The sequence below is a fragment of the Streptomyces spiramenti genome (assembly GCF_012034385.1).
GTDB lineage: Bacteria > Actinomycetota > Actinomycetes > Streptomycetales > Streptomycetaceae > Streptomyces > Streptomyces spiramenti.
Window position 1 is genome coordinate 1 of the sequence record NZ_JAAVJB010000020.1, and the last position, 21213, is coordinate 21213.

Annotated in this window: 22 protein-coding genes and 1 pseudogene; 8 read left to right on the forward strand and 15 right to left on the reverse strand. The window is 74.1% G+C overall.

All coding sequences use genetic code 11. From position 1 onward, the window contains the following. Positions 1-95: 95 nt before the first annotated feature. Positions 96-266, reverse strand: a complete 171-nt coding sequence (gene rpmF / locus HCJ92_RS04660; protein WP_167932158.1) for a 50S ribosomal protein L32 — start codon at positions 264-266, stop codon at positions 96-98. A gap of 171 nt (positions 267-437) precedes the next feature. Here rpmF and HCJ92_RS04665 point away from each other — a divergent pair, with 171 nt between their 5' ends. The 4 genes from HCJ92_RS04665 to HCJ92_RS04680 all read left to right on the forward strand — a co-directional run bounded on the left by HCJ92_RS04665 (position 438) and on the right by HCJ92_RS04680 (position 3397). Further along, complete coding sequence (locus HCJ92_RS04665; protein WP_209310734.1) at positions 438-875, forward strand: VOC family protein; 438 nt, start codon at positions 438-440, stop codon at positions 873-875. Between the two features lie 131 nt (positions 876-1006). Further along, positions 1007-1396: an aldo/keto reductase gene (locus tag HCJ92_RS04670; RefSeq protein ID WP_338054021.1), complete on the forward strand. Its 390-nt coding sequence runs from the start codon at positions 1007-1009 to the stop codon at positions 1394-1396. A gap of 235 nt (positions 1397-1631) precedes the next feature. Further along, positions 1632-2645, forward strand: coding sequence for a glycosyltransferase family 2 protein (locus HCJ92_RS04675; protein WP_167932126.1), 1014 nt, complete (start codon positions 1632-1634; stop codon positions 2643-2645). Continuing rightward, positions 2642-3397 carry a polysaccharide deacetylase family protein gene (locus HCJ92_RS04680; protein ID WP_167932127.1) on the forward strand — a complete coding sequence of 252 codons (756 nt, stop codon included), beginning with the start codon at positions 2642-2644 and terminating at the stop codon, positions 3395-3397. The genes HCJ92_RS04675 and HCJ92_RS04680 overlap by 4 nt, the downstream gene beginning before the upstream one ends. Before the next feature lie 409 nt (positions 3398-3806). On the opposite strand, the gene nrfD is transcribed toward HCJ92_RS04680, so the two are convergent. The 4 genes from nrfD to HCJ92_RS04700 all read right to left on the reverse strand — a co-directional run bounded on the left by nrfD (position 3807) and on the right by HCJ92_RS04700 (position 9797). Beyond that, on the reverse strand, positions 3807-4718 hold the full coding sequence (nrfD, locus tag HCJ92_RS04685; protein ID WP_167932160.1) for an NrfD/PsrC family molybdoenzyme membrane anchor subunit: 912 nt from the start codon (positions 4716-4718) through the stop codon (positions 3807-3809). Positions 4719-4819: 101 nt separating this feature from the next. Then, a complete protein-coding gene (locus HCJ92_RS04690; RefSeq protein ID WP_167932128.1) occupies positions 4820-5809 on the reverse strand; it encodes a 4Fe-4S dicluster domain-containing protein in 990 nt (329 codons plus the stop codon). After that, entirely contained in the window at positions 5806-9087 is a 3282-nt protein-coding gene (gene fdh / locus HCJ92_RS04695) for a formate dehydrogenase (RefSeq protein ID WP_209310735.1), read from the reverse strand. Before fdh ends, HCJ92_RS04690 begins: the two co-directional genes overlap by 4 nt. Before the next feature lie 86 nt (positions 9088-9173). Then, the gene (locus HCJ92_RS04700) at positions 9174-9797 is read right to left on the reverse strand and encodes a flavodoxin family protein (protein ID WP_167932129.1); all 624 of its coding nucleotides are present in this window, start codon (positions 9795-9797) and stop codon (positions 9174-9176) included. Between the two features lie 313 nt (positions 9798-10110). On the opposite strand from HCJ92_RS04700, the gene HCJ92_RS04705 reads away from it, so the two are divergent. From HCJ92_RS04705 to HCJ92_RS04715, 3 genes are read left to right on the forward strand one after another with little or no spacing between them, the layout of a single operon-like run. Beyond that, positions 10111-10770 carry a HemK2/MTQ2 family protein methyltransferase gene (locus tag HCJ92_RS04705; protein WP_167932130.1) on the forward strand — a complete coding sequence of 220 codons (660 nt, stop codon included), beginning with the start codon at positions 10111-10113 and terminating at the stop codon, positions 10768-10770. 37 nt (positions 10771-10807) lie between these two features. After that, positions 10808-11011 carry a CDGSH iron-sulfur domain-containing protein gene (locus HCJ92_RS04710; protein WP_167932162.1) on the forward strand — a complete coding sequence of 68 codons (204 nt, stop codon included), beginning with the start codon at positions 10808-10810 and terminating at the stop codon, positions 11009-11011. After that, a complete protein-coding gene (locus tag HCJ92_RS04715) occupies positions 11008-12036 on the forward strand; it encodes an iron-containing redox enzyme family protein (RefSeq protein WP_167932131.1) in 1029 nt (342 codons plus the stop codon). The genes HCJ92_RS04710 and HCJ92_RS04715 overlap by 4 nt, the downstream gene beginning before the upstream one ends. 99 nt (positions 12037-12135) lie before the next feature. Here HCJ92_RS04715 and HCJ92_RS04720 read toward each other — a convergent pair whose 3' ends face one another. The 10 genes and pseudogenes from HCJ92_RS04720 to HCJ92_RS04770 form a co-directional block, all read right to left on the reverse strand. Beyond that, positions 12136-12645 carry a DUF5709 domain-containing protein gene (locus HCJ92_RS04720; RefSeq protein WP_167932132.1) on the reverse strand — a complete coding sequence of 170 codons (510 nt, stop codon included), beginning with the start codon at positions 12643-12645 and terminating at the stop codon, positions 12136-12138. 237 nt (positions 12646-12882) lie between these two features. Next, positions 12883-13269: a DUF2795 domain-containing protein gene (locus tag HCJ92_RS04725; protein WP_167932133.1), complete on the reverse strand. Its 387-nt coding sequence runs from the start codon at positions 13267-13269 to the stop codon at positions 12883-12885. Positions 13270-13384: 115 nt separating this feature from the next. Next, positions 13385-14739, reverse strand: a pseudogene (locus tag HCJ92_RS25760) (NAD(P)/FAD-dependent oxidoreductase). Positions 14740-15038: 299 nt separating this feature from the next. After that, positions 15039-15392 (reverse strand): STAS domain-containing protein, encoded by a 354-nt coding sequence (locus HCJ92_RS04740; RefSeq protein WP_167932134.1) that lies wholly within the window; start codon positions 15390-15392, stop codon positions 15039-15041. After that, positions 15389-16807, reverse strand: a complete 1419-nt coding sequence (locus tag HCJ92_RS04745) for a PP2C family protein-serine/threonine phosphatase (protein ID WP_420824670.1) — start codon at positions 16805-16807, stop codon at positions 15389-15391. The genes HCJ92_RS04740 and HCJ92_RS04745 overlap by 4 nt, the downstream gene beginning before the upstream one ends. Before the next feature lie 26 nt (positions 16808-16833). Further along, positions 16834-17646 (reverse strand): alpha/beta fold hydrolase, encoded by an 813-nt coding sequence (locus tag HCJ92_RS04750; RefSeq protein ID WP_167932136.1) that lies wholly within the window; start codon positions 17644-17646, stop codon positions 16834-16836. 116 nt (positions 17647-17762) lie between these two features. Beyond that, positions 17763-18419, reverse strand: a complete 657-nt coding sequence (locus HCJ92_RS04755) for a prolipoprotein diacylglyceryl transferase (protein WP_167932137.1) — start codon at positions 18417-18419, stop codon at positions 17763-17765. A 173-nt stretch (positions 18420-18592) separates the two neighbouring features. Beyond that, positions 18593-19018, reverse strand: a complete 426-nt coding sequence (locus tag HCJ92_RS04760; protein ID WP_167932138.1) for a rhodanese-like domain-containing protein — start codon at positions 19016-19018, stop codon at positions 18593-18595. After that, positions 19015-19518 (reverse strand): cysteine dioxygenase, encoded by a 504-nt coding sequence (locus HCJ92_RS04765; RefSeq protein ID WP_167932139.1) that lies wholly within the window; start codon positions 19516-19518, stop codon positions 19015-19017. Before HCJ92_RS04765 ends, HCJ92_RS04760 begins: the two co-directional genes overlap by 4 nt. Positions 19519-19725: 207 nt before the next feature. Beyond that, positions 19726-20154 (reverse strand): MerR family transcriptional regulator, encoded by a 429-nt coding sequence (locus HCJ92_RS04770; protein WP_167932140.1) that lies wholly within the window; start codon positions 20152-20154, stop codon positions 19726-19728. Positions 20155-20207: 53 nt separating this feature from the next. Between HCJ92_RS04770 and HCJ92_RS04775 the strand changes: the two genes are divergently transcribed. Then, positions 20208-21200 (forward strand): aldo/keto reductase, encoded by a 993-nt coding sequence (locus tag HCJ92_RS04775; RefSeq protein WP_167932141.1) that lies wholly within the window; start codon positions 20208-20210, stop codon positions 21198-21200. The last annotated feature ends 13 nt before the right edge of the window (positions 21201-21213 follow it).

Genomic DNA, 21213 nt, shown 5'->3' on the forward strand with positions numbered 1-21213 from the left:
CCCGGCCGGCGGTCGGCGCGGGGCTGCGCGACGGCGGCGCGGCCGGTGCAGCGGGACCGCGCCGACTGAGCGCGGTCCCGCTCGGCCCACGCCGGTCAGCCGTCCGGGCGGAGCAGGCCGCGTTCGAACGCCCTGACCAGGCGCTGCGGGACGCGGTGGGTCACGCCGTCGATGGTGACCGGGGTCAGCTGCGGCGTGCTCGCCTTCCACTGTGCACGGCGGTGGCGGGTGTTGCTGCGGGACATCTTCCGCTTGGGGACGGCCATGGCGCTCTCCTGGTCGAGGTGTCGGAGCACCACCGTACATGAAAATGACTTCCATTATGGTTGGGGTGGGGTGCCTCCCGACGCCTCGGCGGCGCGCTCGACGACGACCCGGGGGCGGGGCGGTCGGCGGCTCGGGAGGCGGTGGGCCGGCCCGCTCCCTATCCTCGCCACATGACTGTGTTGCGGATGGACAACGTCGCGATCGTCGTCCGGGACCTCGACGCCGCGCTCGCGTTCTTCATGGAGCTGGGCCTGGAGCTGGAGGACCGGGCGTCGGTCGAGGGTCCCTGGGTCGACGAGACGGTCGGCCTGACCGGGGTGCGCAGCGAGATCGCCATGGTGCGCACCCCGGACGGCACCGGCAGGGTGGAGCTGACCCAGTACCACCACCCCCCGGCCGCCACCGACATCGGCCCGGCGCCTCCCAACACCGCCGGTCTGCACCGGATCATGTTCGCCGTCGACGACATCGACGCCACGATCAGTCGGCTCCGATCCCACGGCGCGGAGCTGCTCGGAGGAGTCGCGGACTACAGCGGGGTGTTCCGGCTGTGCTACCTGCGGGGGCCCGAGGGCATCGTCGTCGCGCTGGCCGAACGGATCGACTGAGTGGGGACGGCACGCCACCCGGAGCGCCGCCTCCCTGACGCCCCGGTCACCTGGGAGCGGATCGGGGCACCGCCTGCGGTGGGCCGGGGCGTTCCTGCCGCGCCGACTCGATGAACCCGGCCGCGACGGCCTTGCGCAGCCCAGTCCGCCCCGGCACCACCCTGCCGGAGGGCGGGCACGTCCACGCCTCCGACGAACTGCTGGACTACGTCTCCGCCCACGGTCTCACCATGTTCGCCTACACCACCCTCCTCTGGGGCGCCTACAGCCGACCGGCGGAGCCGCTCCCCGAGCACTACGACCACCCCGGCACCGACCGGCGGCTGCGAGCCCTGGCCAAGGTCTCCGAGGAACTGGGCGCCAGCCCCGTCCAGGTCGTCCTCGCCTGGCTGATCGGTGGACACCCCGCCGTCGTACCGATCGTCGGCGTCAGCTCCGTGGCACAGCTCGACGAGTGCCTGGCCGCAGCCGAGCTGGAACTCCCCTCCGAACTGCGGCAGTTGCTGGACGAAGCCGTCTGACCGAGCCGCGACCCCGCGGACACGCCCGCCGCGGAGCCCCGACCCGCCGCGACCCTGCCTCGTACCTCCGCCCCGTCCCGACCCGTCGGGCCGCCTCCGACCCGTCGGCCGCCTCCGGCGCGCGGCCGGCGGGTCGGCCCGTGCCGGCGGCCCGACCGCACACTCCCCAGGAGGTCACCGTGACCACGTCCGCCGAGCCCGCCGACGACCCGTGCCCCCCCCGGCCCGTGTCTCCGTGGTCGTCCCCAACTACAACTACGCCAGGACGCTGGAGCTCTGCCTCACCTCGCTGGCAGCCCAGACCCTCCAGCCCTTCGAGGTGATCGTCTCCGACGACGCCAGCACCGACGGCTCGGTGGCGGTCGCGGAACGGTTCGACTGCCGCGTGCTGCGCGCCGAACGCAACGAGGGCGTCTCCGCCGCGCGCAACAGGGGAGCCGCCGCCGCACGCGGCGACATCCTCTTCTTCCTCGACTCCGACCAGGCGCTGTCCCCCGACTCCCTGGAGAACGCCGTGCGGTTGCTCCGCACGGACCCCGGGCTCGGGTGCGTCCACGGCATCATCGCCGCCGAACCACTCGTCGACGACGGCCCGGTCGAGTGGTACCGGACCCTGCACGCGCACCACTGGCGGCTGCGCGGCGTCGGGCCCACCCCCACCGCGTACTTCGCCGCCGCGGCCGTGCCGCGCCAGGTCTTCGAGGACGTCGGCCCGTTCGACACGGCGCTGCGGGACAGCGAGGACGTGGAGTACAGCGAACGGCTGTCCGCCGCGTACGACATCCGCCTGACCGACCTGATCGTCGCGGCGCACGACGAGGAGCACCGCCTCGGCCGGATGCTGCGTGAGCAGTTCCGGCGCGCCCAGTACCTGCTGCCGTTCGCCGCGAAGCACCGGCGTCGGCCCGGCGCGCTGCGGGCCAACAGCGGACTGGGGGTCGCCACGGCCTGCCTGACCGTCGCGACCCTCCCGGCCGCGGTTCTCCACCCCGCGCTCGCGGTCGTCCCCGTCGCCGCGGCGCTGGTGTTCGCCGCCGCCGACCCCTCCCTGATCGGATTCGTCCGCCGCAAGCGGGGGCTGGGGTTCGTGCCGCTGTTCGTCGGTCTGCACCTGCTGGTCAATGTGCAGATCGGCCTCGGCGCCGCCACGGGATGGATACGCAGCCGGATCGACCGCGGGTTCGGGGCGGCAGGCGGTGCTCCGCACACCCCGTCCGTCGCGGAGCGGTCCGGAACGAGCGCGGCGTGACCGGCCGAACAGGAGCGACCCCGGGCACGAACGGGGGAGAGGCCGCCGCCGGTCCACTGCGGGCCCGGCTGGCGCAGACCGCGTGGAGCCTGGTCCGGCGCACCGAGTCCCTGCGGCCGGGCGGGCGGGCGGGTTCGCCGCTGTTCGCCGGCGGGCCCGTCTTCCGCCTCCCCGCCGCGCCGGGCGGGAGTGCGCACGCACCGGAGGTCGCGCTCACCGTCGACGACGGCCCCGACCCCAGGTGGACGCCCCGGCTGCTGGACGTGCTCGACACCCACGACGTGCGGGCCACGTTCTTCGTGATCGGCGAGCGAGCGGCCCGCCACCCTGAACTGCTCCGGAGGATCCGGGCGGCCGGGCACACCCTGGGCAACCACAGCCACAGCCACCCCCAGCCGTTCGCCGCCCTGCCGCCGGAGGCGATCGAATCGGAGCTGGCCGCCACGCAGCGGGCGGTCGTCGACGCGACGGGTGAGCCACCGCAGCTCTTCCGCGCGCCGGCCGGCGGCTGGTCACGGCGGGTGCTGGAGACCGCCCGGGGGCAGGGGCTCACACCGGTGGACTGGAGCGTGGACCCCAAGGACTGGCGCTCCCCGCCGCCGGGGCGGATCGCGCGGGTCGTGCTCGGAGCCCGCCACGGCGACATCGTGCTGTGCCACGACGGCGGCGGGGACCGTTCGGGGACCGTCGCCGCCCTCGACGCCGCGCTCGGACGGCTCCGCCACCGGGGGGTCGCGTTCCGGGTCCTGTGAAGGGCGTCCCGTGCCGCCGCTGCGGGTCGGAGGCCCGGTCCGGAGGGCGACGGTCGGCCCGTCCCCCGGGGCACCGGCCGCGGCGGCGTTCCCCGAACAGTCCGACCGCCGCCGCGCCCCGCCCCGGAGCCCGTGCCGGCGCGGATCCGCCGACGCGGCCGACCTGCGGCCGGCGCCGCCGGGACATCACGCCACGCGCCACCGGTACGCAGCACGTACATCGCACCAGCCAGTGCCACACGGTCGGGAACGCACATCCGGCCGGGATGGCGATGGTGCCGTAGGGCAGCATGCGGGAGAAGCGGAGCCATCCACGCTTCCACAAGTCCGGGACAGGATCCAGGACGGACCCGAGACACCCTGACGACCCGGCTCGTCGATCACAGGACCCGCAACTCGTGCGGAACGATCAGTCGGGCGCCGCCGACGCGCCGTCCGCCGCGAGCCGGGCGCGCTGGGGGCCGACCGTGTGCACCGGGTCCCGCGCGGAGGCGATTCCGGCGGCGAACACCCCGAAACGGGTGCACACCGACCCCGCCAGCAGCGCGACACCCGCCCCGACACCGGCCGCGCGGGAACGTCCCGAAAGCAGCGCCAGCGCGGCACCCGTCGCGGTCAGCACGCGCGCCGACCGCATCAGGCCCCCCGCCCGGCCCTCACGCAGGGTCGCGGCCACCGGCCCCAGGCGGCGACGCGCGGCATGGTCCGCCGCGGTCTCCCCGAGAGCGCCGAGCACCGCGGTGGCGCGTGCCACGCCCGTCTCGGCGGACGGTCCGAGGAGCAGCGCCGCGCCCGAGGCGGCGGCCAGCGCCGAGCCTGCGAAGAGGTAGGGCAGCTCGCGATGGGCGCCGTGCCAGGCCGGAACGGCCGTGTCCGACGCGAGCACCGCCGTGTACGTCGCGACCGCCGGGCCCAGGACGGCCGCGCCGCCGGTGGCGACCGCACCCGCGCGCGGTGCCCGCCCCGTGACGGCCGACGCCGCGGCGGCGCCCGCCACCGGCCCGTACACCGCCAGCAGCCACGACCCGACGCTCATGGGGGAGGTCGGTTTCACCACCCGCAGCATGTGCGTGAAGCGTGAGGGCACCCCGAGGTCGTGGATGAGGGCCGCGGTGGCCAGCCCGACCGAGCCGACCGAGGTCACCTTCAGCGCCGCCGCCGTGCGGTGCGCCCCACCGGCCTGCAACGCGGCGGCGAGTACCGACCCCGCACCGGCGAGCCCGCCGAGGAAGAAGTAGCCCGCGATGTCCGTCGCCTCCCAGGCGGGGGCCTTCACGATCGGGCGGCCGTAGTAGCTCTCGAAGTCGGCGCGCTCCACCATGAGCTGCTCGCCGCCGCGGCGTCGGCGGCCGGGTTCCCGGTGGTCGCCGTCGCTGGGCCGGGACCGGCAGCCTTCGGATGGTGCGAGTCCGGCGTCCTCCGTCATGCGCTTCCCTTTCGTCGGGCCGCCGTGGCGGCCGAGGCGCCGACCGCGCCGAGCAGCGCGAGACCGGCCGCGGCGGCGTGCCGCCACATCCTGGGGAGGTCGCGGGTCGGTACCCGCGGGTCCGGCGGCAGGCCGTAGACCTCCGGTTCGTCGAGCAGCAGGAAGAACGCGCCGTCCCCGCCGACTCCGTCCTCGGGGTCGTGACCGTAGAGACGTGCCTCGGACACCCCCGCCTCGTGCAGCGCGTCCAACCGCCGGGCGGCACCGGCCCGCAGCTCGTCCAGGGGCCCGAACTGGATCGACTCGGTCGGGCATGCCTTCGCGCAGGCCGGCTCCATGCCCGCGCCGAGTCGGTCGTAGCACATGGTGCACTTGAACGCGCGGCCGTCGTCCGGCCGTTGCTCGATGACGCCGTAGGGGCAGGCCGGAACGCAGTAGCCGCAGCCGTTGCAGATGTCGTCCTGCACCACCACCGTCCCGAACTCCGTGCGGAACAACGCCCCCGTCGGGCACACGTCGAGGCAGGCCGCGTGGGTGCAGTGCTTGCAGACGTCGGACGACATCAGCCAGCGGATCTCCGACCCTGCCGGGCCGGCCCCGGCGTCCGTCCCCGCACCCGCGTCGGCCTCCCCGCCGGGCACCACCGGGGTGAGTCCCAGCAACGGGCGACCGCCGGGGTCGACCGCGCCGTCCGCCGGCGCGGCGGGCACCTGCCGTTCGACGAAGGCGACGTGCCGCCAGGTGGAGGCACCCAGCGCCTCGGTGTTGTCGTACGACATCCCGCTCAGCGAGAACCCGTCGGCGGGCAGCGCGTTCCACTCCTTGCAGGCGACCTCGCACGCCTTGCAGCCGATGCAGACGGAGGTGTCGGTGAAGAAGCCGACCCTGTCCGGGGGGTCGGGGTATCCACTGTCCGACGCGGGGTCGGGCACCTCCGCGGCCGGCTCTCCGTGCGGTCGGTGTGCTCCTGCTGCTGCCGAGCTCATCGGTTCTCCCCTTCCTGCGCGGACAGGCTGCCCGTCCTCGACGTGACCCCGGCCCGGCGTCGGTACTCCGCGACGAGCGCCGGCAGCGCAGGCCCGCGCGGTCGGCGACCGGGGCGGATGTCCGCGGTGAGGGCCTTGTCCTCCTGGATGTGCGCGTTCGGGTCCTGGGCCACCGCCATCAGCTCGTTGGCCGCGTCACCCGTGGACAGCCCGTTCGGTCCCCAGTGGAAGGGGATGCCGATCTGGTGCACCGTCCGGCCCAGCACCGTCAGCGGTCTCATCCGCTCCGTCACCAGCACCCGGGCCTCGATGGCGTTGCGGGCGGTGACGAGCGTCGCCCAACCGCCGTGCTCCAGCCCCCGCTCCGCCGCCAGGCTCGGCGAGACCTCGCAGAACAGCTCGGGTTGCAGCTCACTGAGGTAGGGAGACCAGCGGCTCATACCGCCCGCGGTGAAGTGCTCGGTCAGCCGGTACGTGGTCAGCACGTACGGGTAGACCGCCGCGCCGGGCTCCTCCGGCCCCGGGTGGTAGCGGTTCTCCGGCCGGCTGCTCTGCAGCAGCACCGGCGACCGGGCACGTCGCGGGTAGAGGCCGTTGGGTACGGGGGAGTCCTGCGGTTCGTAGTGGGTCGGCAGGGGGCCGTCCAACAGCCCCGACGGGGCGTACAGCCACCCCTTCCCGTCGGCCTGCATGACGAACGGGTCGTCGCCCCGCAGCGCTGCGACGCCCACAGCGTCCTCGTCGGGGACGTGGTCGGGGGCGAGACCGGCCGGGAAGTCCGCGGCGTCGTGTCCCGTCCACTCCTGACGTTCCGCGTCCCACCACACGTACGCCTTGCGTGCGCTCCACGGGCTGCCGTCCGGCGCGGCGGAGGCCCGGTTGTAGAGGATGCGCCGGTCCGCCGGCCACGCCCACGCCCACTCCCGCGCCGTCCACTCCATCTCGTCGTGGGGGCGCCGCCGCGCGGACTGGTTGACCCCGTCCCGGAACACGCCGCTGTAGATCCAGCAGCCGCAGCGTGTGGAGCCGTCGTCCCGGAGCCCCGTGGGGTCGGCGAGCGGAGCGCCGTCCCGCCCGGTCCCGTTGATCTCCCGGAGGACGGCCTCCGCCGACGGCTCGTCGTGCGGTCCGGAGACCGGGTAGTCCCAGGTGAGGTCGAGCAGCGCCCGGTCCATCGGGTCCGTCGAGTCGCGCAGCGACTCCTTCAGGCGGCGCCCCAGGTGGTACATGAACCACAGGTCGCTACGCGCGTCCCCGCGCGGCTCGACCGCTGCCTCGTGCCACTGCAGCCACCGGTTGGTGTTGGTGAAGGATCCCGACTTCTCGGTGTGGGAGGCGGCCGGGAAGAAGAAGACCTCGGTGGCGATGTCCTCCGTGCGTAGTTCGCCCGACTCGGTCTCCGGGCCGTCCTGCCACCAGGTCGCGGACTCGATGAGCGAGAAGTCGCGGACCACCAGCCAGTCGAGCTTCGCCATGCCCAGGCGCTGCATCCGGGTGTTGGCGGAGCCGACCGCCGGGTTCTCGCCCATCAGGAAGTAGCCCTTGCAGACCCCGTCGAGCTGCGCTCGCACCGTCGCGTAGGTGTCGTGGGCCCCCGTGAGGCGCGGCAGGTGGTCGAAGCAGAAGTCGTTCTCCGGCTGCGCGGCGTCGCCGTACCACGCCTTGAGCAGGCTCACCGCGTAGGACCGCATCTCGTGCCAGTAGCCCTTGCCGGTGCGGGTGGAGTCGACCCAGCTGTCCAGGTTCTGGTGCGAGCGGTGGTGCGGCATCGGCAGGTAGCCGGGCAACAGGTTGTAGAGGGTCGGGATGTCGCTGGACCCCTGGATCGAGGCGTGGCCTCGGAGCGCCTGGATCCCCCCTCCGGGCCTGCCGATGTTGCCCAGCAGCAGCTGGAGAACGCTCGCCGCCCTGATGTACTGGCTCCCGGTGGTGTGCTGCGTCCAGCCCACCGCGTAGACGAACGCCGAGGTCCGCTCCCGGCCGGAGTTGGCGGTCAGCTCGCGGCAGACCCGCAGGAACAGCTCCCGGGGCACTCCGCAGATCTCCTCGACCATCTCCGGTGTGTAGCGGGCGTAGTGGCGTTTCAACACCTGGTAGACGCACCTCGGGTGCCGGAGGGTGTCGTCCCGGCGCGGCCGGGGCGCGGAGACCGCGCCGCCGGAGCCGTGGGTCTCGGCCCCGCCGGCTCCCTGGGTGGAGGGGTCGTCGCTGGAGTCCTGGGCCCTGCGGTCCGCGATCGACTCCCTGCTCCCCGCGGAGGCCCGCACCGGGGAGCCCTCGTACTGCCAGCCGGCGGGGTCGTAGGTGTGCGTCTCCTCGTCGAGGCCGCAGAACACGCCGTCGAGGTCCTCGGTGTCGCGGAACTCCTCGCTGACCAGGTGGGCGGCGTTGGTGTAGGCCGTGACGTACTCGCGGAAGTCGGCCTCGTTCTCCAGCACGTACCGGATGATGCCGCCGAGGAAGGCGATGTCCGAACCGGCGCGGAGCGGCACGTGGCAGTCGGCGAGGGCGCTCGTCCGGGTGTAACGGGGGTCCACGTGGATGACGCGGGCGCCTCTCGCCTTGGCCTCCATCACCCACTGGAAGCCGACCGGGTGCGCCTCGGCGAAGTTGGAACCCTGGATCACGATGCAGTCCGCGTGCTGCAGGTCCTGCATGAAGGTGGTGGCACCTCCCCGGCCGAAGGAGGTGCCCAGCCCGGCGACCGTGGAACTGTGGCAGACGCGGGCCTGGTTCTCCACCTGGACCACGCCCAGCCCGGTCAGCAGCTTCTTGATGAGGTAGTTCTCCTCGTTGTCGAGGGTGGCGCCACCGAGGCTGGCGATGCCCATGGTCCGCGCCGTGCGGGTCCCCTCGTGTTCCCACTCCCAGCTCTCCCGCCGGGTGCGCACCACCCGTTCGGCCACCATGTCCATCGCCGTTTCCAGGTCGATCGGCTCCCAGTCCCGCGCCCCCGGTGCCCGGTACAGGCACTGGTGGCGGCGCGCGCTCCCGGTGGTGAGCTGGAGGGTGGCGGCGCCCTTGGGACACAGCCGTCCGCGGCTGATCGGCGAGTCGGGGTCGCCCTCGATCTGCACCACCCGGTCGCCGCTGACGTGCACCTCCTGTCCGCAGCCCACGGCGCAGTAGGGGCAGACCGACTTCACCACCCGGTCGGCGGCGGCGGTGCGAGGTTCGACGCCGCGCGTGCGGGGGGAGGAGACCGCACTTCCCCTTCCGGTCGGATCACCGCCGGTCAGCTGGCGGTACACGGGCCACTCGCCGAGCAGCCGACGCAGGTCACGCACGGGGGTCTCCGATCGTCGCAGCGGAGGAAGCCGGGTCGCGCCCCGAGTCGCGGGGCGCGGTGTGTCGAAGGCGTGCCTCAGGAGGGCGGTGCGGGGAAGGGGCGCTCCCGCAGCACGCGGGCGAGGTGGGCGGTGGTCGAGGCCAGCGCGGCCGACGTCGCACCGACCTTCTCGGGCGTGCGCTCCAGGTCCTGGTAGTCGGTGCCCTGCATCGCCTCGCCGACCCAGTAGGTGACGGCCTGCGGCGGCAGGGTGAACCCGATGTCGCTCAGTCCCTGGAAGAGGTCGGCCGACACCTTGTGCGCCCCGTCCTCGTTGCCGACCACCGCGACGGCACCGACCCGGCCAGCCATCAGGGGGCGCCCCTCGTCGTCCGTCTCGGAGATGTCGGCATTGAGCCGTTCCAGCACGCGCTGGGCGACGCTGGAGGGGTGGCCCAGCCAGATCGGCGTGGCCAGCAGCAGGATGTCGCAGCGGAGGACACGTTCCCGTAGCGCGGGCCAGTCGTCTCCCTCGCCCATGTCCGCCGCGACGCCCGGCGGGATGGTGTGGTCGGCGGCGCGGACGAGCTCGGTGGTCGCACCCTCGGCGGCGAGCAGCTCCAGGACCTGCTCGGCGAGCAACTGACTGCTGGACGGGGCGGGGGAGCGGTTGAGGGTGCAGACGATCGCGAGTGCGCGCAGAGGCGGAGTGCTTGTCATACGCCGCCGGGTCACCCGCGGACCGCGGTTTGAACCGGCGCCGCCCGAGGACTCACCCGAACGCCTCACCAGCGCGCCCCGACCTTCGCCCGAGGCGATCCTGGTCACTGGGACACCGCACCCCGCCTGCCGTCGCTGCGCCACCGGTGGGGGCCGGGCCGGTCGCCGGCACCGACCCGCGACGAGCACTTGCACCCCGCGATGAGAACCGTCCCGCACCGGCGCCCGTGACCGCCCCGCCCCGCCGACCACCCGACAGGGGGAGAGCCCCGTGGCCCACCCGGAAGCACTCCGACGACCGCCCACCGCGCCGATGCGCACGGCACGACTGCTGAGGCTGCCCGGCGTGTACCGCCCCCAGGCGGACACGCTGCTGCTCGCGGGAGCCATGCGCCGCGAGGGCATCAGCCCGGGAATGGAGGTGCTCGACCTCTGCACCGGGACCGGTGCGCTGGCGCTGCACGCAGCGCGGCTCGGCGCCAGGGTCACGGCCGTCGACATCAGCCGCCGTGCCGTCGCCTCCGCGCGACTGAACACCGCCTTCGCGCGGCTGCCGGTCTCGGTACGTCGCGGTGACCTCCTCTCGGTGCTGCGCGACCGCGCCTTCGACGCCCTGATCAGCAACCCGCCCTACGTTCCCGCCCCCACCGACACGCCGCCCCGGCTGGGAACGGGCCGCGCGTGGGACGCGGGGCCCGACGGCAGACTCGTGCTCGACCGCATCTGCGACGGCGCCGCAGCCGTGCTGCGGCCCGGCGGGCTGCTGCTGCTGGTGCAGTCCCACCTCTCCGGTCCGGAGGCCACGCTGGACCGCCTCGCGACCGCGGGGATCCGCGCGGTGGTCTGCGAACGGGTGACCGTGCCCTTCGGCCCAGTGCTCCGCGGCCGTGCGCGGTGGCTCCGCGCACAGGGGCTTCTCTCGCACGCCGTCGAGGGCGAGGAACTGGTGGTGATCCGTGGCCGCAAGGGATGAGACACCGCGTCGGGTGACGGTGGACAGGGACGGGCCGATGCTCGTCGAGGGGCCCGTCGAAGTGGTCGCCGACGACGGCACCGTCAGCAAGTCCGACCGGTTCGTCGTCGCCCTGTGCACCTGCCGTCGGAGCCGGACCCAGCCCTGGTGCGACACCAGCCACCGCCGCCGCCGCCGCGACCGCGCACAGCACCACGAGCACGAACCGGCCCCGCGCGACGAGCGGGAGGGGCCCCGGTGAGCGCCCCGCCCGCCCGACGCGAGGAGAACACCGAGGCCCCGCCCCGGCTGCCCCCGGCGCGCGGGGAGCTCAGCCGCGCCGTCCTCGCGGTCCTCTCGGGCCGAGGGCTGCCGCTGCCTGACGAGGCGGCCGTCGCCGCAGCCGAGGCGTACGGGGAGGACCTGCAGCTGGTGCTGTATGTCCTCTACGAGCTGCACTACCGGGGGTTCGAGGGCGTCGCCGACACGCTCGAATGGGACCCCGAGCTGCTGCGGGTGCGCGCCGCGGCCGAGGAGGTCTTCCTCCGCGCGCTGCGGCGGGACGCCGGCACGGGGTCGTCGGACGTGTCGACCGTCGTGGCGGGCCTCCTGGCGGAGCCCGCCACCGACGACGGGGGCAGCGTCAGCCACCACCTCCGGCGCGCGGGCGAGCTCTGGCAGCTCAGGGAGTACGCCGCGCTCCGCTCCCTCTACCACCTCAAGGAGGCGGACCCGCACCTCTGGGTGGTCCCGAGACTGCGGGGGCGGGCCAAGGCCGCCATGGTGGCGGTGGAGTTCGACGAGTTCGGCGCCGGCCGGGCCGACGCGGTCCACGCCCACCTCTTCGCCGAGCTCATGGCCGACCTGGGGCTGGACGCGCGGTACGGCGGATACCTGGACGCCGCGCCCGCCCCGGCCCTGGCGGTGGTGAACGTGATGTCGCTCCTCGGTCTCCACCGGCGGCTCCGGGGCGCGCTGGTCGGGCACTTCGCCACCGTCGAGATCACCTCCTCCCCGGGCTCGCGAAGGCTGGCGGCGGCGATGCGGCGCAGCGGGGCAGGGCCGGCCGCGGCGCGGTTCTACGAAGAACACGTGGAGGCCGACGCCGTCCACGAGCAGGTGGTGCGCCGCGAGGTGATCGGCGGCCTCCTCGCGGAGGAGCCGGGGCTGGCCGGTGACGTGGTCTTCGGCGTCGAGGCGACCGAGTACCTGGAGAACCGGCTCGCCGACCACCTGCTGTCCTGCTGGCGGGCGGGCCGCACCGCACTGCGCGACCGGCGCCGCTGAGAGGGCGCGGCACACCGCCGGGTGCGTCGGGAGCGACGCCCCGAACGGACCCGGCGGAGGCATCCGGGTCTGCCCGGGTGCCTCCGGACGCCGTGCGTCTCAGCGGTCGGAGTCCGAGCCCGACCCCGTGGCGAAGTCCGTGTCGGGCTCGCCGGTGTCGGGCTCGCCGGTGAGGTGGACGGCGGCCTCCTCGGCCGAGGCGGCGCCGCCGTCGATGCCGACGTCCGCCGCGAGGACGTCGGTCTCCCGTCCGGTGGTGTCGTCCACCTCGGCCAACCGTCCCGCCCGCTCCGCGCCCGACTCCCGCTCGCGGGGCTCACCCTCGCCCTCGCGCAGGTCCCCGATGCCGTCGCCCACGGCCGGGGAGACGTCGGGGACCTCCTGCGCCAGCCGCTGGTCGAGGGTCTCGCCCTCCCGCTCCTCCGCCGCGGTCGTGCCGAACTTTTCCACCCCCAGCGGGCGTTCCGGCGGCGAGTACCCCTCCGCCATCCGGTCGTCGGCACTCCGCTCGTCGAGCGTGTTCTCCATGTCGGGCTGGTCGTCGGACGGCAGGCCACCGTCGTCCTGCTGGGGCTGGTAGACGTCGTCGCCGCGTGCCTCGTCCGTCATCACTCGCTCCTCGGTGTCGATGTCCCGTCGCCGTACGGGTCGGCGTGCCCGGGTCCGGCCGTTTCGCGTCGCCGCGTGCCTTCCGGGTGCCGCAAGGCGATCATCCGTCCGGCGGTGCCGTCCCGCGAGCCGGGACCCACTCGCTGTCCGACCACCGTCGGTGCGGCCCGGGGCCGGTGCTCCTCCTCGCCCCGGGCCGCCCCCGCGGTGGTCCGGCCCCCCGGCGGTCCGCTGGGACTACCGGGTGCGTGGCTCCGGGCCCAGCGCCGAGGTCAGCTCGTGGACGGTGCCGAACCGCTGGTCGCGAGGCAGCTCGGCGAGCGACTCGACCAGCTGGTCCGGCGCGTGCCGACTCCGCAGCTCGTTCACCAGTCCGTCCCGGTCCGAGGGGAACGAGGTCCGGCTGAGGTATCGGGCGAGCTCCAGACGCAGCCGCTCGGGCGGGCCGTCGCTCCCCGCGCCGCTCACCGTGTCCTCCGCGACCTCGGGGTCGTCGTCGGCCGGTGGTTCGGCGCGCAGCCCTTCCTCCGCGCGAGGGGAGGACGTCGCCTTGAGGTGGCCCTGGAGCTCACGCTTCAGCTCGTCGTCCCGGAGGGGGCCGTTCTTGTCGCTGCTCTCACTCATGTCGCCTCCCGGCGGTCGCTGATCTTTCCGGCAGGGGCCGGGGCCTGCCGGGTTCCCGTGACCCGTGCTCGGAAACGGGGGGTTTCGCCGAGTGACCCGGGTCTTTCGCTCCGTGTCACGTCTCCGTTGCTCGCTCCCCGGTCCGGCCGGCGGGCGGCGTCGTCTCCAGCGCCACCGCGTCCGGGGGGACCAGGCCGAGCTGCACGCCGTGCCGGGGGAGCGCGGCGTCCAACGCCCAGTCCGCCGCGACGCGCGCCCGGTTCCCGGGCTGCGACAGCAGACGGTAGGCACGGGTGACGACGACGGCGGGAAGGCCGGACAAGGGCAGCTTCAGCGGGTTGGCCGCCGCGTCACGACCCCCGAGGTTCACCATGAAACCGAGGTCGTGATGGACCTACTCGCGTTCCCGGCCGTGCCCGAAGGAGGCCGCGATGGTGTGCGCCGCCAACTTCCCCTGCCGGTGTGCGTGCTGAGCCGTCATGGCGGTCACCTCGCCGGTGCGGGTGAGGTCGGGGACGGCCGCTGCGTCACCGCAGGCGAAGACCTCCGGCCGCCCGGGGACGCGCAGCGTGGACTCGACGCACAGCCGCCCCTTCTCCGTGGCGAGCCCCAGGGACTCGACGAAGGGATCGGGCCGCACCCCCACGCACCACACAAGGGTGCGGCTGGGAACGACGGTGCCGTCACGGAGAGCGTGTTTGAGACCCCACGCCGGGCCCGCGACGCCAGCTACGGCCATCTGCTGCGTTGTCAGGAACACCCGAATACAACCCGGTATGAGGGTGCCCCTCCGCCTTGCAGCTGACCGCATCTGGCGCCGCGAGCTGAGCCGACGTGGGGTCTCAAACACGCTCTGAGCTTGTTCTTTTTCTTTCGGCTTCGAGTGGTGTCTCGAACTGGGTCGCTCACCTTCGCAGGACGCTGTCGTGCCGGTGCAGCGCGTCCGTCAGGCGGACCCCCTGCGCCGTGACCTCGGTGCCGGTGTAGCCGGCGCCGACCACGACGAACGTGGTGCGCGCCTCGCGTTCGGCGGCGGAGGCGGCGGCGCTCGCCATCTCGACCTGCCGGGTGATGTGGTCGCGCAGGTGCAGCGCCTCGGCGATGCCGCGAACCGGCGTGTTCGCCGATCCCGGGGACCGACAGCAGCTTGTTGACGCTTCCGACGGTGAGGACCAGCCGGTCGTAGCCGAGCCGGCCGCGGTTGCCCTCCGGGTCGACCCAGCTGACGGTGCGGCCGTCCAGGTCGATGCCGTCCGCCTCGCCCAGCACCAGGCGGACGCCCTTGAGCGTCCCGGTCAGGGAGACGGTCACCCGGCGGGGCTCCAGCGCACCGCCCGCCACGTCCGGGAGCAGTGGGAGATGGAGGAAGTAGTCGTGCGGGTTGATGATCACGATGTCCGCGGCGCCGTCGGCGCGCCGCAGCAGCGAGCGCGCGCACTGGTATCCGGCGAAACCGGCGCCGACTATCACGATGCGGGGTCGTCGGGTGGTCAACAGGACCTCCTCGGTCGGGCGGTGGCCGGCCGACGCCCGCCGGCGCCGTCACCGTCACCGACGGATGGCTGTCGTCGACCGCGACTCGTCCGCCCGCCCGCCCGGTCCGTTCCGGTCGTGGAGCACCCGTCGCAGCGGCCTCAGCGGTGTCGGGTTACCGGGCGCGGTGGGTTCCAAACAGCGGGCGCCGGCCCGGGTGACCCGGGCCTCCGGCGACTCCGCCGCCGGGTGCACGCCTGTGGCCCCGCGTCCCCCCCCCGTGGGAGGTTCGGGGCTCAGCCGCGGGAGAGGTGCGTTGCGACAGCGCCCTCGACGTGCTCGTACATCGACAGCACCTGCGCCAGCCCGGTAACGCCGAGCACGCGGACGGTCTGCGGCGGCACGGCGGCGAGGGCCAGCTCGGCGCCGTGCGCGGCGGCGTGGTTGCGGGCCGCGACGAAGACGGCGATGCCCGAGGAGTCGCAGAAGGTCAGGCCGCCGAGGTCGAGCAGGAGCATCTGCCCTGCCGTTGGCGTCAGCGCCTTGACCGCGGCCCGCAGCGCGGGCGCGGTCGCGTAGTCCAGATCGCCGCCGACCTCCAGCACGGGGCCGGAGTCGGCGTCGACGGGGGAGATGGTCAGCTGATTCATGCGGGGGTCTCGTGGCTGCTCGAACGGCTGTCTGTGTCGGCGGTGAAGTGCTGGGCCGTGCCGGCTGCTGTTCCGGCTCCCGCCGTCGGGACGCCCAGGGCGAGGAGGGCGGTGTCGTCGTCGAGCCCGGCGCCGAAACCGTGGAGCAGTTCCGTCAGGGACTCGACCAGCGCGGGGGCGCTCACCGGGGCGCGCTCCCGGGCGAACGCGGCCAGCGCCGCGTCACCGTAGAGCCCGTGGTCCGCCCCGGTGCGGGCCTCGGTGAGCCCGTCGGTGTGGAGCAACAACGTGTCCCCGGCACGCAGCACAGTACCCGCCGTGGTGAAGTTGGCCGTGGGCAGGATGCCGATCAGCAGCCCTCCCGGCGTGCGCAACTGCTCCACCTCGCCGTCACTGCGCACCACCATGGCGGGCGGATGGCCTCCGGAGGCGAGGGAGACCTCCACCTCCCCTGTCTCGGCGCGGGGCCGCAGTACTCCGAAGACCGCGGTGCAGTACCGGGGGTCGCTACCGGTGTACCGCTCGTACAGGACCGTGTTGAGCGTGGCCAGCGCTGCTTCCGGCTCCGAGTCGTGCAGTGCGGCGGCCCGCAGCGTGTACCGCACCAGCGAGGTCACCGCTGCTGCCTCGGGGCCCTTGCCGCAGACGTCCCCGAGGAAGAACGCCCACCGGGCCCCGTCCACCTGGAAAAGGTCGTAGAAGTCGCCGCCGAGCTGGTCACGGGAGGCGGTGTGGTAGTAGGAGGCGACCTCCATCCCCGGTACCCGGGGCAGGTCGTCGGGGAGCAGGCTGCGCTGGAGCACGGCGAGAGCGGACTGGAGCCGCTCCCTGTCCGCCTCGGCCCGTGCCCTCGCCTCGTCGGCGGCCGTCTTGCCGCGCAGCAGCTCCGCTTCGTAGGCGCGGCGGTCGCGGGCGTCGAAGAGGGTGATGCGCATGAGCAGCGGTTGGCCGTCGGCACTCGTCTTCAGCGTCGCGCTCGCCATCACCGGCAGGCGGCCGTCCCGCAGCGCGAGGTCCATGGCGAGGCCGTTGACCTCGCCCTTCAGCCGGAGCAGGGGGAAGAACCGCGTTTCGAAGAAGAGCTTCCCCGCTCCCGTGAGCAGGTCGGGGAAGGTGAGACGGCTCACCACCTCCTGGCGGCTCAGTCCGAGCCACTCCAGCAGCGTGCCGTTGATGCGCGCCACGGTCCCGTCCATCAGCGTGGAGAGGTAGCCGCAGGGCGCCTTCTCGTACAGCTCCTCCGCACTGTCCTCCAGCAGGGCGGTGAACGCGACGTCCGTCGCGGTGTCACCGCCCCGGGCGGCGCGGCGGCGGTCTGCGGACTCGGCGCCCGGTCCGCGGCGCGAGCCGTTCTCGCACGCCGACGGGTGGGACGCCCCGTTAGGGGGCAGCGGGGTCGGCCCGGCTTCTCTCACTGTTTCGTGCTCCTCGCCAGGCGCGCTCATCGACGCTTCACAGCCCCTGCGAACTCCCGGACGGCCCGCGCGGTGGCCTCCGGAGCGCTCAGCTGCGGACAGTGTCCGGTGGCCTCAAGGGTGACCAACCGGGACCCGGGGATCTCCCTGTGCACCAGGTCGCTCACCGCGAGCGGTGCTATCGCGTCCTGGGCGGTGCGCAGCACCAGGGTCGGAACGGACACCCCGGGCAGATCGGCGCGGGAGTCGGTCAGGAAGGTCGCCCGGGCGAAGACCCGCACCACCTCCGGGTCCGCGGCGCAGAAGACCTCCTCCAGCTCCGAACTGAGCTCGGGTCGGTCCGGGTCCCCGATCACCACGGGCGCGAGCCACTGCGGCCAGCCGGGGTTGGCCTCCAGCGACGTGAGCAGCTCTTCGACGTCGGTGGCCGAGAAACCGCCCCGGTAGCCCTCCTCGGGGGCGTCGAGGTAGCGGGGGTTCGGCACCAGCAGCACGAGCGAGCCGATGCGGTTCCGCTCGCTCCGCGACGCCAGCACCCCCACCATGGCGCTGACGGAGTGGCCGACGAAGGTCACGTCCTCCAGGCCCAGCTCCTCGCAGATCTCCGTGACGTCCGCGGCGTAGCCCTGGAGCGAACCGTACCGCTCGGCGTTCCAGGCCCCGCGTTCGGAGGCGCCGCATCCCGTGTAGTCGAACAGCACGAGGCGGAACTCGTCGGCGAGCGCGGGAACGAGGAGCCGCCACATGCTCTGGTCGCAGCCGAAACCGTGCGCGAGGAGCAGCACCGGTCCGTCCGCGCGCCCGGTGACGACGACGTTGTTCCTGCGGCGGACATCCATGCGTCCATCCTGCCACCCGCCGGGCCCGGGGAAGCCCCGCAGGGGCACCGGGGAGTCGTGTGGCGCGCCGACCGCCGGTGGCGGGGGGAGGCCGCAGTCGGCGGGTATCGGCGCTCTCACGCGCGGCCGGGAAAGTGCTCGGGGTCGAAGCCGGTGACCCGGAAGGAGACCTGGACCGTGCCGACGCCGGTGACCGGGACCTCCACCGACACCGTCGAGGCGGTGCGGAGCTCGGAGTACAGATCCTCGGCTCCGCCGAGCCGCAGCCGCGTCTCGTCCTCGCCGTCGCGCGAGGCGGGCAGCTCCAGCGGGTCGGCGTCGTCGACGGTGACCCGTACCGTGCACTCCCCGCGGCAGTCGACCGAACCGGCGGGCAGGTCCAGCCACGACTCGCCCCCGTGGACGGAGTGCTCGGCCACGGAGAGGACCGCGGGGTCGTCGCCGCCGTCGATGTCGACCGGGGACTCGCTGTCGATTTCGGCCACCCGCAGCGTGCCGTCCGATTCCTCGGTCTCCGCGTACCGCCACGCGCCCGGCGTGGCCGCGGCCTCGTCGGCGTCCGTGCCGGGCTCCGCAGTGGCGTCCGGCACGGTGTCCTCCGGCTCGGCCGAGGGCGAGCTGTCATCGGGTGTGGGCTCGGCGTCGTCCGTGGGGGAGGCGCTGATCTCGCCGGGTTCGCCGTCCGCGGTACCGGGGTCCCCGCAGCCCGTCAGCAGCGCGCCACCGAGGATCGTCGCGACCACCGGCCCGGTCACTCTTCCACCTATTCGCATGCTGCCGCCTTCGTCGTCGCCGTGGGGCCGCCGGCTGAGCGGCCCGCCGATTGTCGCGCGGCGGGCCGGTCGGGGGGCGGACGACGCGCGGCGGTGACCTGAACACGGCAGGAAACCGACGGTCGCCGCCGGGTCGGGCCGCCGCCCCGACCCGGCGCGGAGCGGCGCGCGGATCAGCTCGTGGGACGTCCGGTGGGCGGCAGCACAGGGAGGCCGGCGGCGTGCCACGCCCGGAAGCCGCCGACGAGGTCGGTGGCACGGTGGAGGCCGATCGCACGCAGCGAGGCCGCGGCGAGCGACGAGGCGTACCCCTCGTCGCAGAAGACGATCCAGCGAAGGCCGTGGTCGTCGGCCTCGGGGATCACGCCTTCGCTCGACGGGTCCAGCCGCCACTCCAGGTGGTTGCGTTCGATGACCAGCGCGCCGGGGATGCCGCCCTCCTCCTCGCGGCGGAGCCGCGGGCGGGTGTCCACCAGCCGTGCCCCGGCGGCGACCTCCGTGTACGCCTCCCGGGGCGTGACACGGTCGAGGCGGCGGCGGGCCTCAGCGAGGTGGCGGTCGACGCCGAGCGGTGACGTCCCGTTCGCGGTGTCGCTCATCGGTCGACCTCCTCGGTGCGGTCCAGCACGAGGATGCCGTCCGCGCGGCGGCGGTAGGTGGACATGGCGGTCAGTGCCGGGGCGTAGGCGTGGATGCTCGCGGCCGGCTCCGTGCCCCGGTTGACCACCTCGTGCACGTAGCGGGGGCCGAAGGAGCGCAGGCCGCCCACCGGGAGCCGCCGGGGCTCGACCCGCTGCGGCGTCACGGCGCCCGGGAGGAACGTTCCCTCCGTGAGTTCGCCCCGGACGACGGTGAAGGCACCCGAGGACCCGCCGTGGTCGTGGATCTCCGTGCCCTGCCCGGGAAGCCAGGTGAGCAGCCAGACCTCGTGGTCGGCCTCGACGCTCAACCGGGTGTAGAAGCGTTCGGGGGCGGTGAACCGGACGACCCGCTCCCAGCTCCCGGGGTCGGCGGCGAACCGGCGCGCCAGGGCGGCGAGCGACGCGGGGGAGTGCGGAATGCGGGCGGCGGGTGCGGCGGGGCGCTGTACGGCGGGCATGGGAGAAACCTCGCTGGGGTGGCGCACGAAGACCGTGCGGAGGGCGGAAGATATCCGCCGCACCCGAGGAGAGGACCGGGCGCGGCCGTCAGGGACGACCGCGGCGACACAGCGCGCTGGCCACGCGGACGAAGTCCACGTGGTGTCGTACGACGAGGCGCGTGCCGGTCAGCATGGCGGAACACTCTCAGCCGCCACCACCGCCGGTCAACACCTCGGCGTGTCGTCCCGCCCGGACCGATCCGCGCCATCCGCCCCGTCCGGGTAGGGCGGCAGCCCGAGTTCGGACCGGTAGCGGTCGATCTTCCCCAGCAGCAGGTCGCGCCGGGCGGCCAGCATCAGCTCGACCGCGCGGAGCAGCCGGGCGTCGTGCTCCTCCAGGAGCCGCAGCCGCTCCGCCGCTGCCTCCTCACCGGTGCCCAGGGCGCCGTACCGCCGCAGCTCGGCGACGGGCATGCCGGTCTGCCGCAGGCAGCGGACCAACTCCAGCCGGTCGAGGTCCTGCTCGCTGTAGACGCGGCGCCCGGCCCCGGTCCGAGCCACCGGCGCGATCACACCTGACTTCTCGTAGTACCGGAGGGTGTCCAGGGAGAGCCCGGTCCGTCGCGCGGCCTGCGCCGGGGTGTAGTACGTCATGGCATCGAGTCTGCACTTGACCTGGAGCACGCTCCAGGTCCCAGGCTCGTGCCATGACCACACCACGCCACCCGGCGCACCACGAGACCGCCCCCGGGCCCGACTCCCTCGTCCTGGGCACCATGCACTTCGGCACCACCGTCCCGGAGGCCGACGCGCACGCGCTGCTGGACCGCTTCGTCGAACGCGGCGGACGCTGGATCGACACGGCGGACTGCTACGCCTTCTGGCAGGGCGAGTCCGGCCGCGGTGGCCACAGCGAGTTGGTGCTGGGTCGATGGCTCGCCGCGCGCCCGGGGATGCGCGAGCGCGTGCTGCTGGCCACCAAGACGGGGGCCGAGCCCGCGGTCCCCGGCGTGGCGGAGGGGTCCCGCACCGGCCTCTCGGCCCGCGCGATCGGGGCTGCGGCGCAGGCGAGCCTCCGGCGGTTGGGCGTCGGGACCGTGGACCTGTTCTGGGCACACATGGAGGACCGGGCCACCGACCTCACCGAGACCGTGGACGCACTCGCCGAACTCACCGACTCCGGTCGGGCACTCCGCGTCGGGGCGTCCAACCACCCCGCCTGGCGCGTGGAGCGCGCCCGCGGACTGGCCGTCTCGCGCGGTTCCCGTCCGCTGGACGCGATCCAGCTGAGCCACAGCTATCTGCGGCCCCGTCCCGGGGCGCTGACGACCGAGCACTCCTTCGGTGACCTGAGCGGAGAACAGCTCGACCACGCGGCGGTGAACGGCATGGACATCTGGGCCTACACCCCGCTGCTGCGCGGGGCGTACGACGTGCCGGAGCGCGCGCTGCCGCCGGCCTACCACCACCCGGGCACGACGGACCGGTTGGCGGCGCTGGCCGCGGTCTCCGGTGAACTCGGGCTCACGGCCGGACAGGTGGTGCTCGCCTGGCTCGCCGGCGGCGCGGTGCCCGTCCTGCCGATCCTGGGCGCCTCCCGCCTCTGGCAGCTCGATGCGGCGCTCGACGCGGTGACGACGCCCCTGCCGCTCGAACTCCGGAGGCGTCTCGACGAGGCGGGCACGGTCCGGGGGGAGTGACGCGCGCCCGGTC

What these genes read in the sequence shown, in the direction of transcription:
- HCJ92_RS04690 (WP_167932128.1), bottom strand. Translation starts at nt 5,809, where the DNA reads ATGAGCTCGGCAGCAGCAGGAGCACACCGACCGCACGGAGAGCCGGCC.
- HCJ92_RS04775 (WP_167932141.1), top strand. Translation starts at nt 20,208, where the DNA reads ATGACCACACCACGCCACCCGGCGCACCACGAGACCGCCCCCGGGCCC.
- HCJ92_RS04725 (WP_167932133.1), bottom strand. Translation starts at nt 13,269, where the DNA reads ATGAGTGAGAGCAGCGACAAGAACGGCCCCCTCCGGGACGACGAGCTG.
- HCJ92_RS04770 (WP_167932140.1), bottom strand. Translation starts at nt 20,154, where the DNA reads ATGACGTACTACACCCCGGCGCAGGCCGCGCGACGGACCGGGCTCTCC.
- HCJ92_RS04760 (WP_167932138.1), bottom strand. Translation starts at nt 19,018, where the DNA reads ATGAGCGACACCGCGAACGGGACGTCACCGCTCGGCGTCGACCGCCAC.
- HCJ92_RS04705 (WP_167932130.1), top strand. Translation starts at nt 10,111, where the DNA reads ATGCGCACGGCACGACTGCTGAGGCTGCCCGGCGTGTACCGCCCCCAG.
- HCJ92_RS04710 (WP_167932162.1), top strand. Translation starts at nt 10,808, where the DNA reads ATGCTCGTCGAGGGGCCCGTCGAAGTGGTCGCCGACGACGGCACCGTC.
- HCJ92_RS04750 (WP_167932136.1), bottom strand. Translation starts at nt 17,646, where the DNA reads ATGGATGTCCGCCGCAGGAACAACGTCGTCGTCACCGGGCGCGCGGAC.
- HCJ92_RS04755 (WP_167932137.1), bottom strand. Translation starts at nt 18,419, where the DNA reads ATGCGAATAGGTGGAAGAGTGACCGGGCCGGTGGTCGCGACGATCCTC.
- HCJ92_RS04700 (WP_167932129.1), bottom strand. Translation starts at nt 9,797, where the DNA reads ATGACAAGCACTCCGCCTCTGCGCGCACTCGCGATCGTCTGCACCCTC.
- nrfD (WP_167932160.1), bottom strand. Translation starts at nt 4,718, where the DNA reads ATGGTGGAGCGCGCCGACTTCGAGAGCTACTACGGCCGCCCGATCGTG.
- HCJ92_RS04740 (WP_167932134.1), bottom strand. Translation starts at nt 15,392, where the DNA reads ATGAATCAGCTGACCATCTCCCCCGTCGACGCCGACTCCGGCCCCGTG.
- HCJ92_RS04665 (WP_209310734.1), top strand. Translation starts at nt 438, where the DNA reads ATGACTGTGTTGCGGATGGACAACGTCGCGATCGTCGTCCGGGACCTC.
- rpmF (WP_167932158.1), bottom strand. Translation starts at nt 266, where the DNA reads ATGGCCGTCCCCAAGCGGAAGATGTCCCGCAGCAACACCCGCCACCGC.
- HCJ92_RS04720 (WP_167932132.1), bottom strand. Translation starts at nt 12,645, where the DNA reads ATGACGGACGAGGCACGCGGCGACGACGTCTACCAGCCCCAGCAGGAC.
- HCJ92_RS04765 (WP_167932139.1), bottom strand. Translation starts at nt 19,518, where the DNA reads ATGCCCGCCGTACAGCGCCCCGCCGCACCCGCCGCCCGCATTCCGCAC.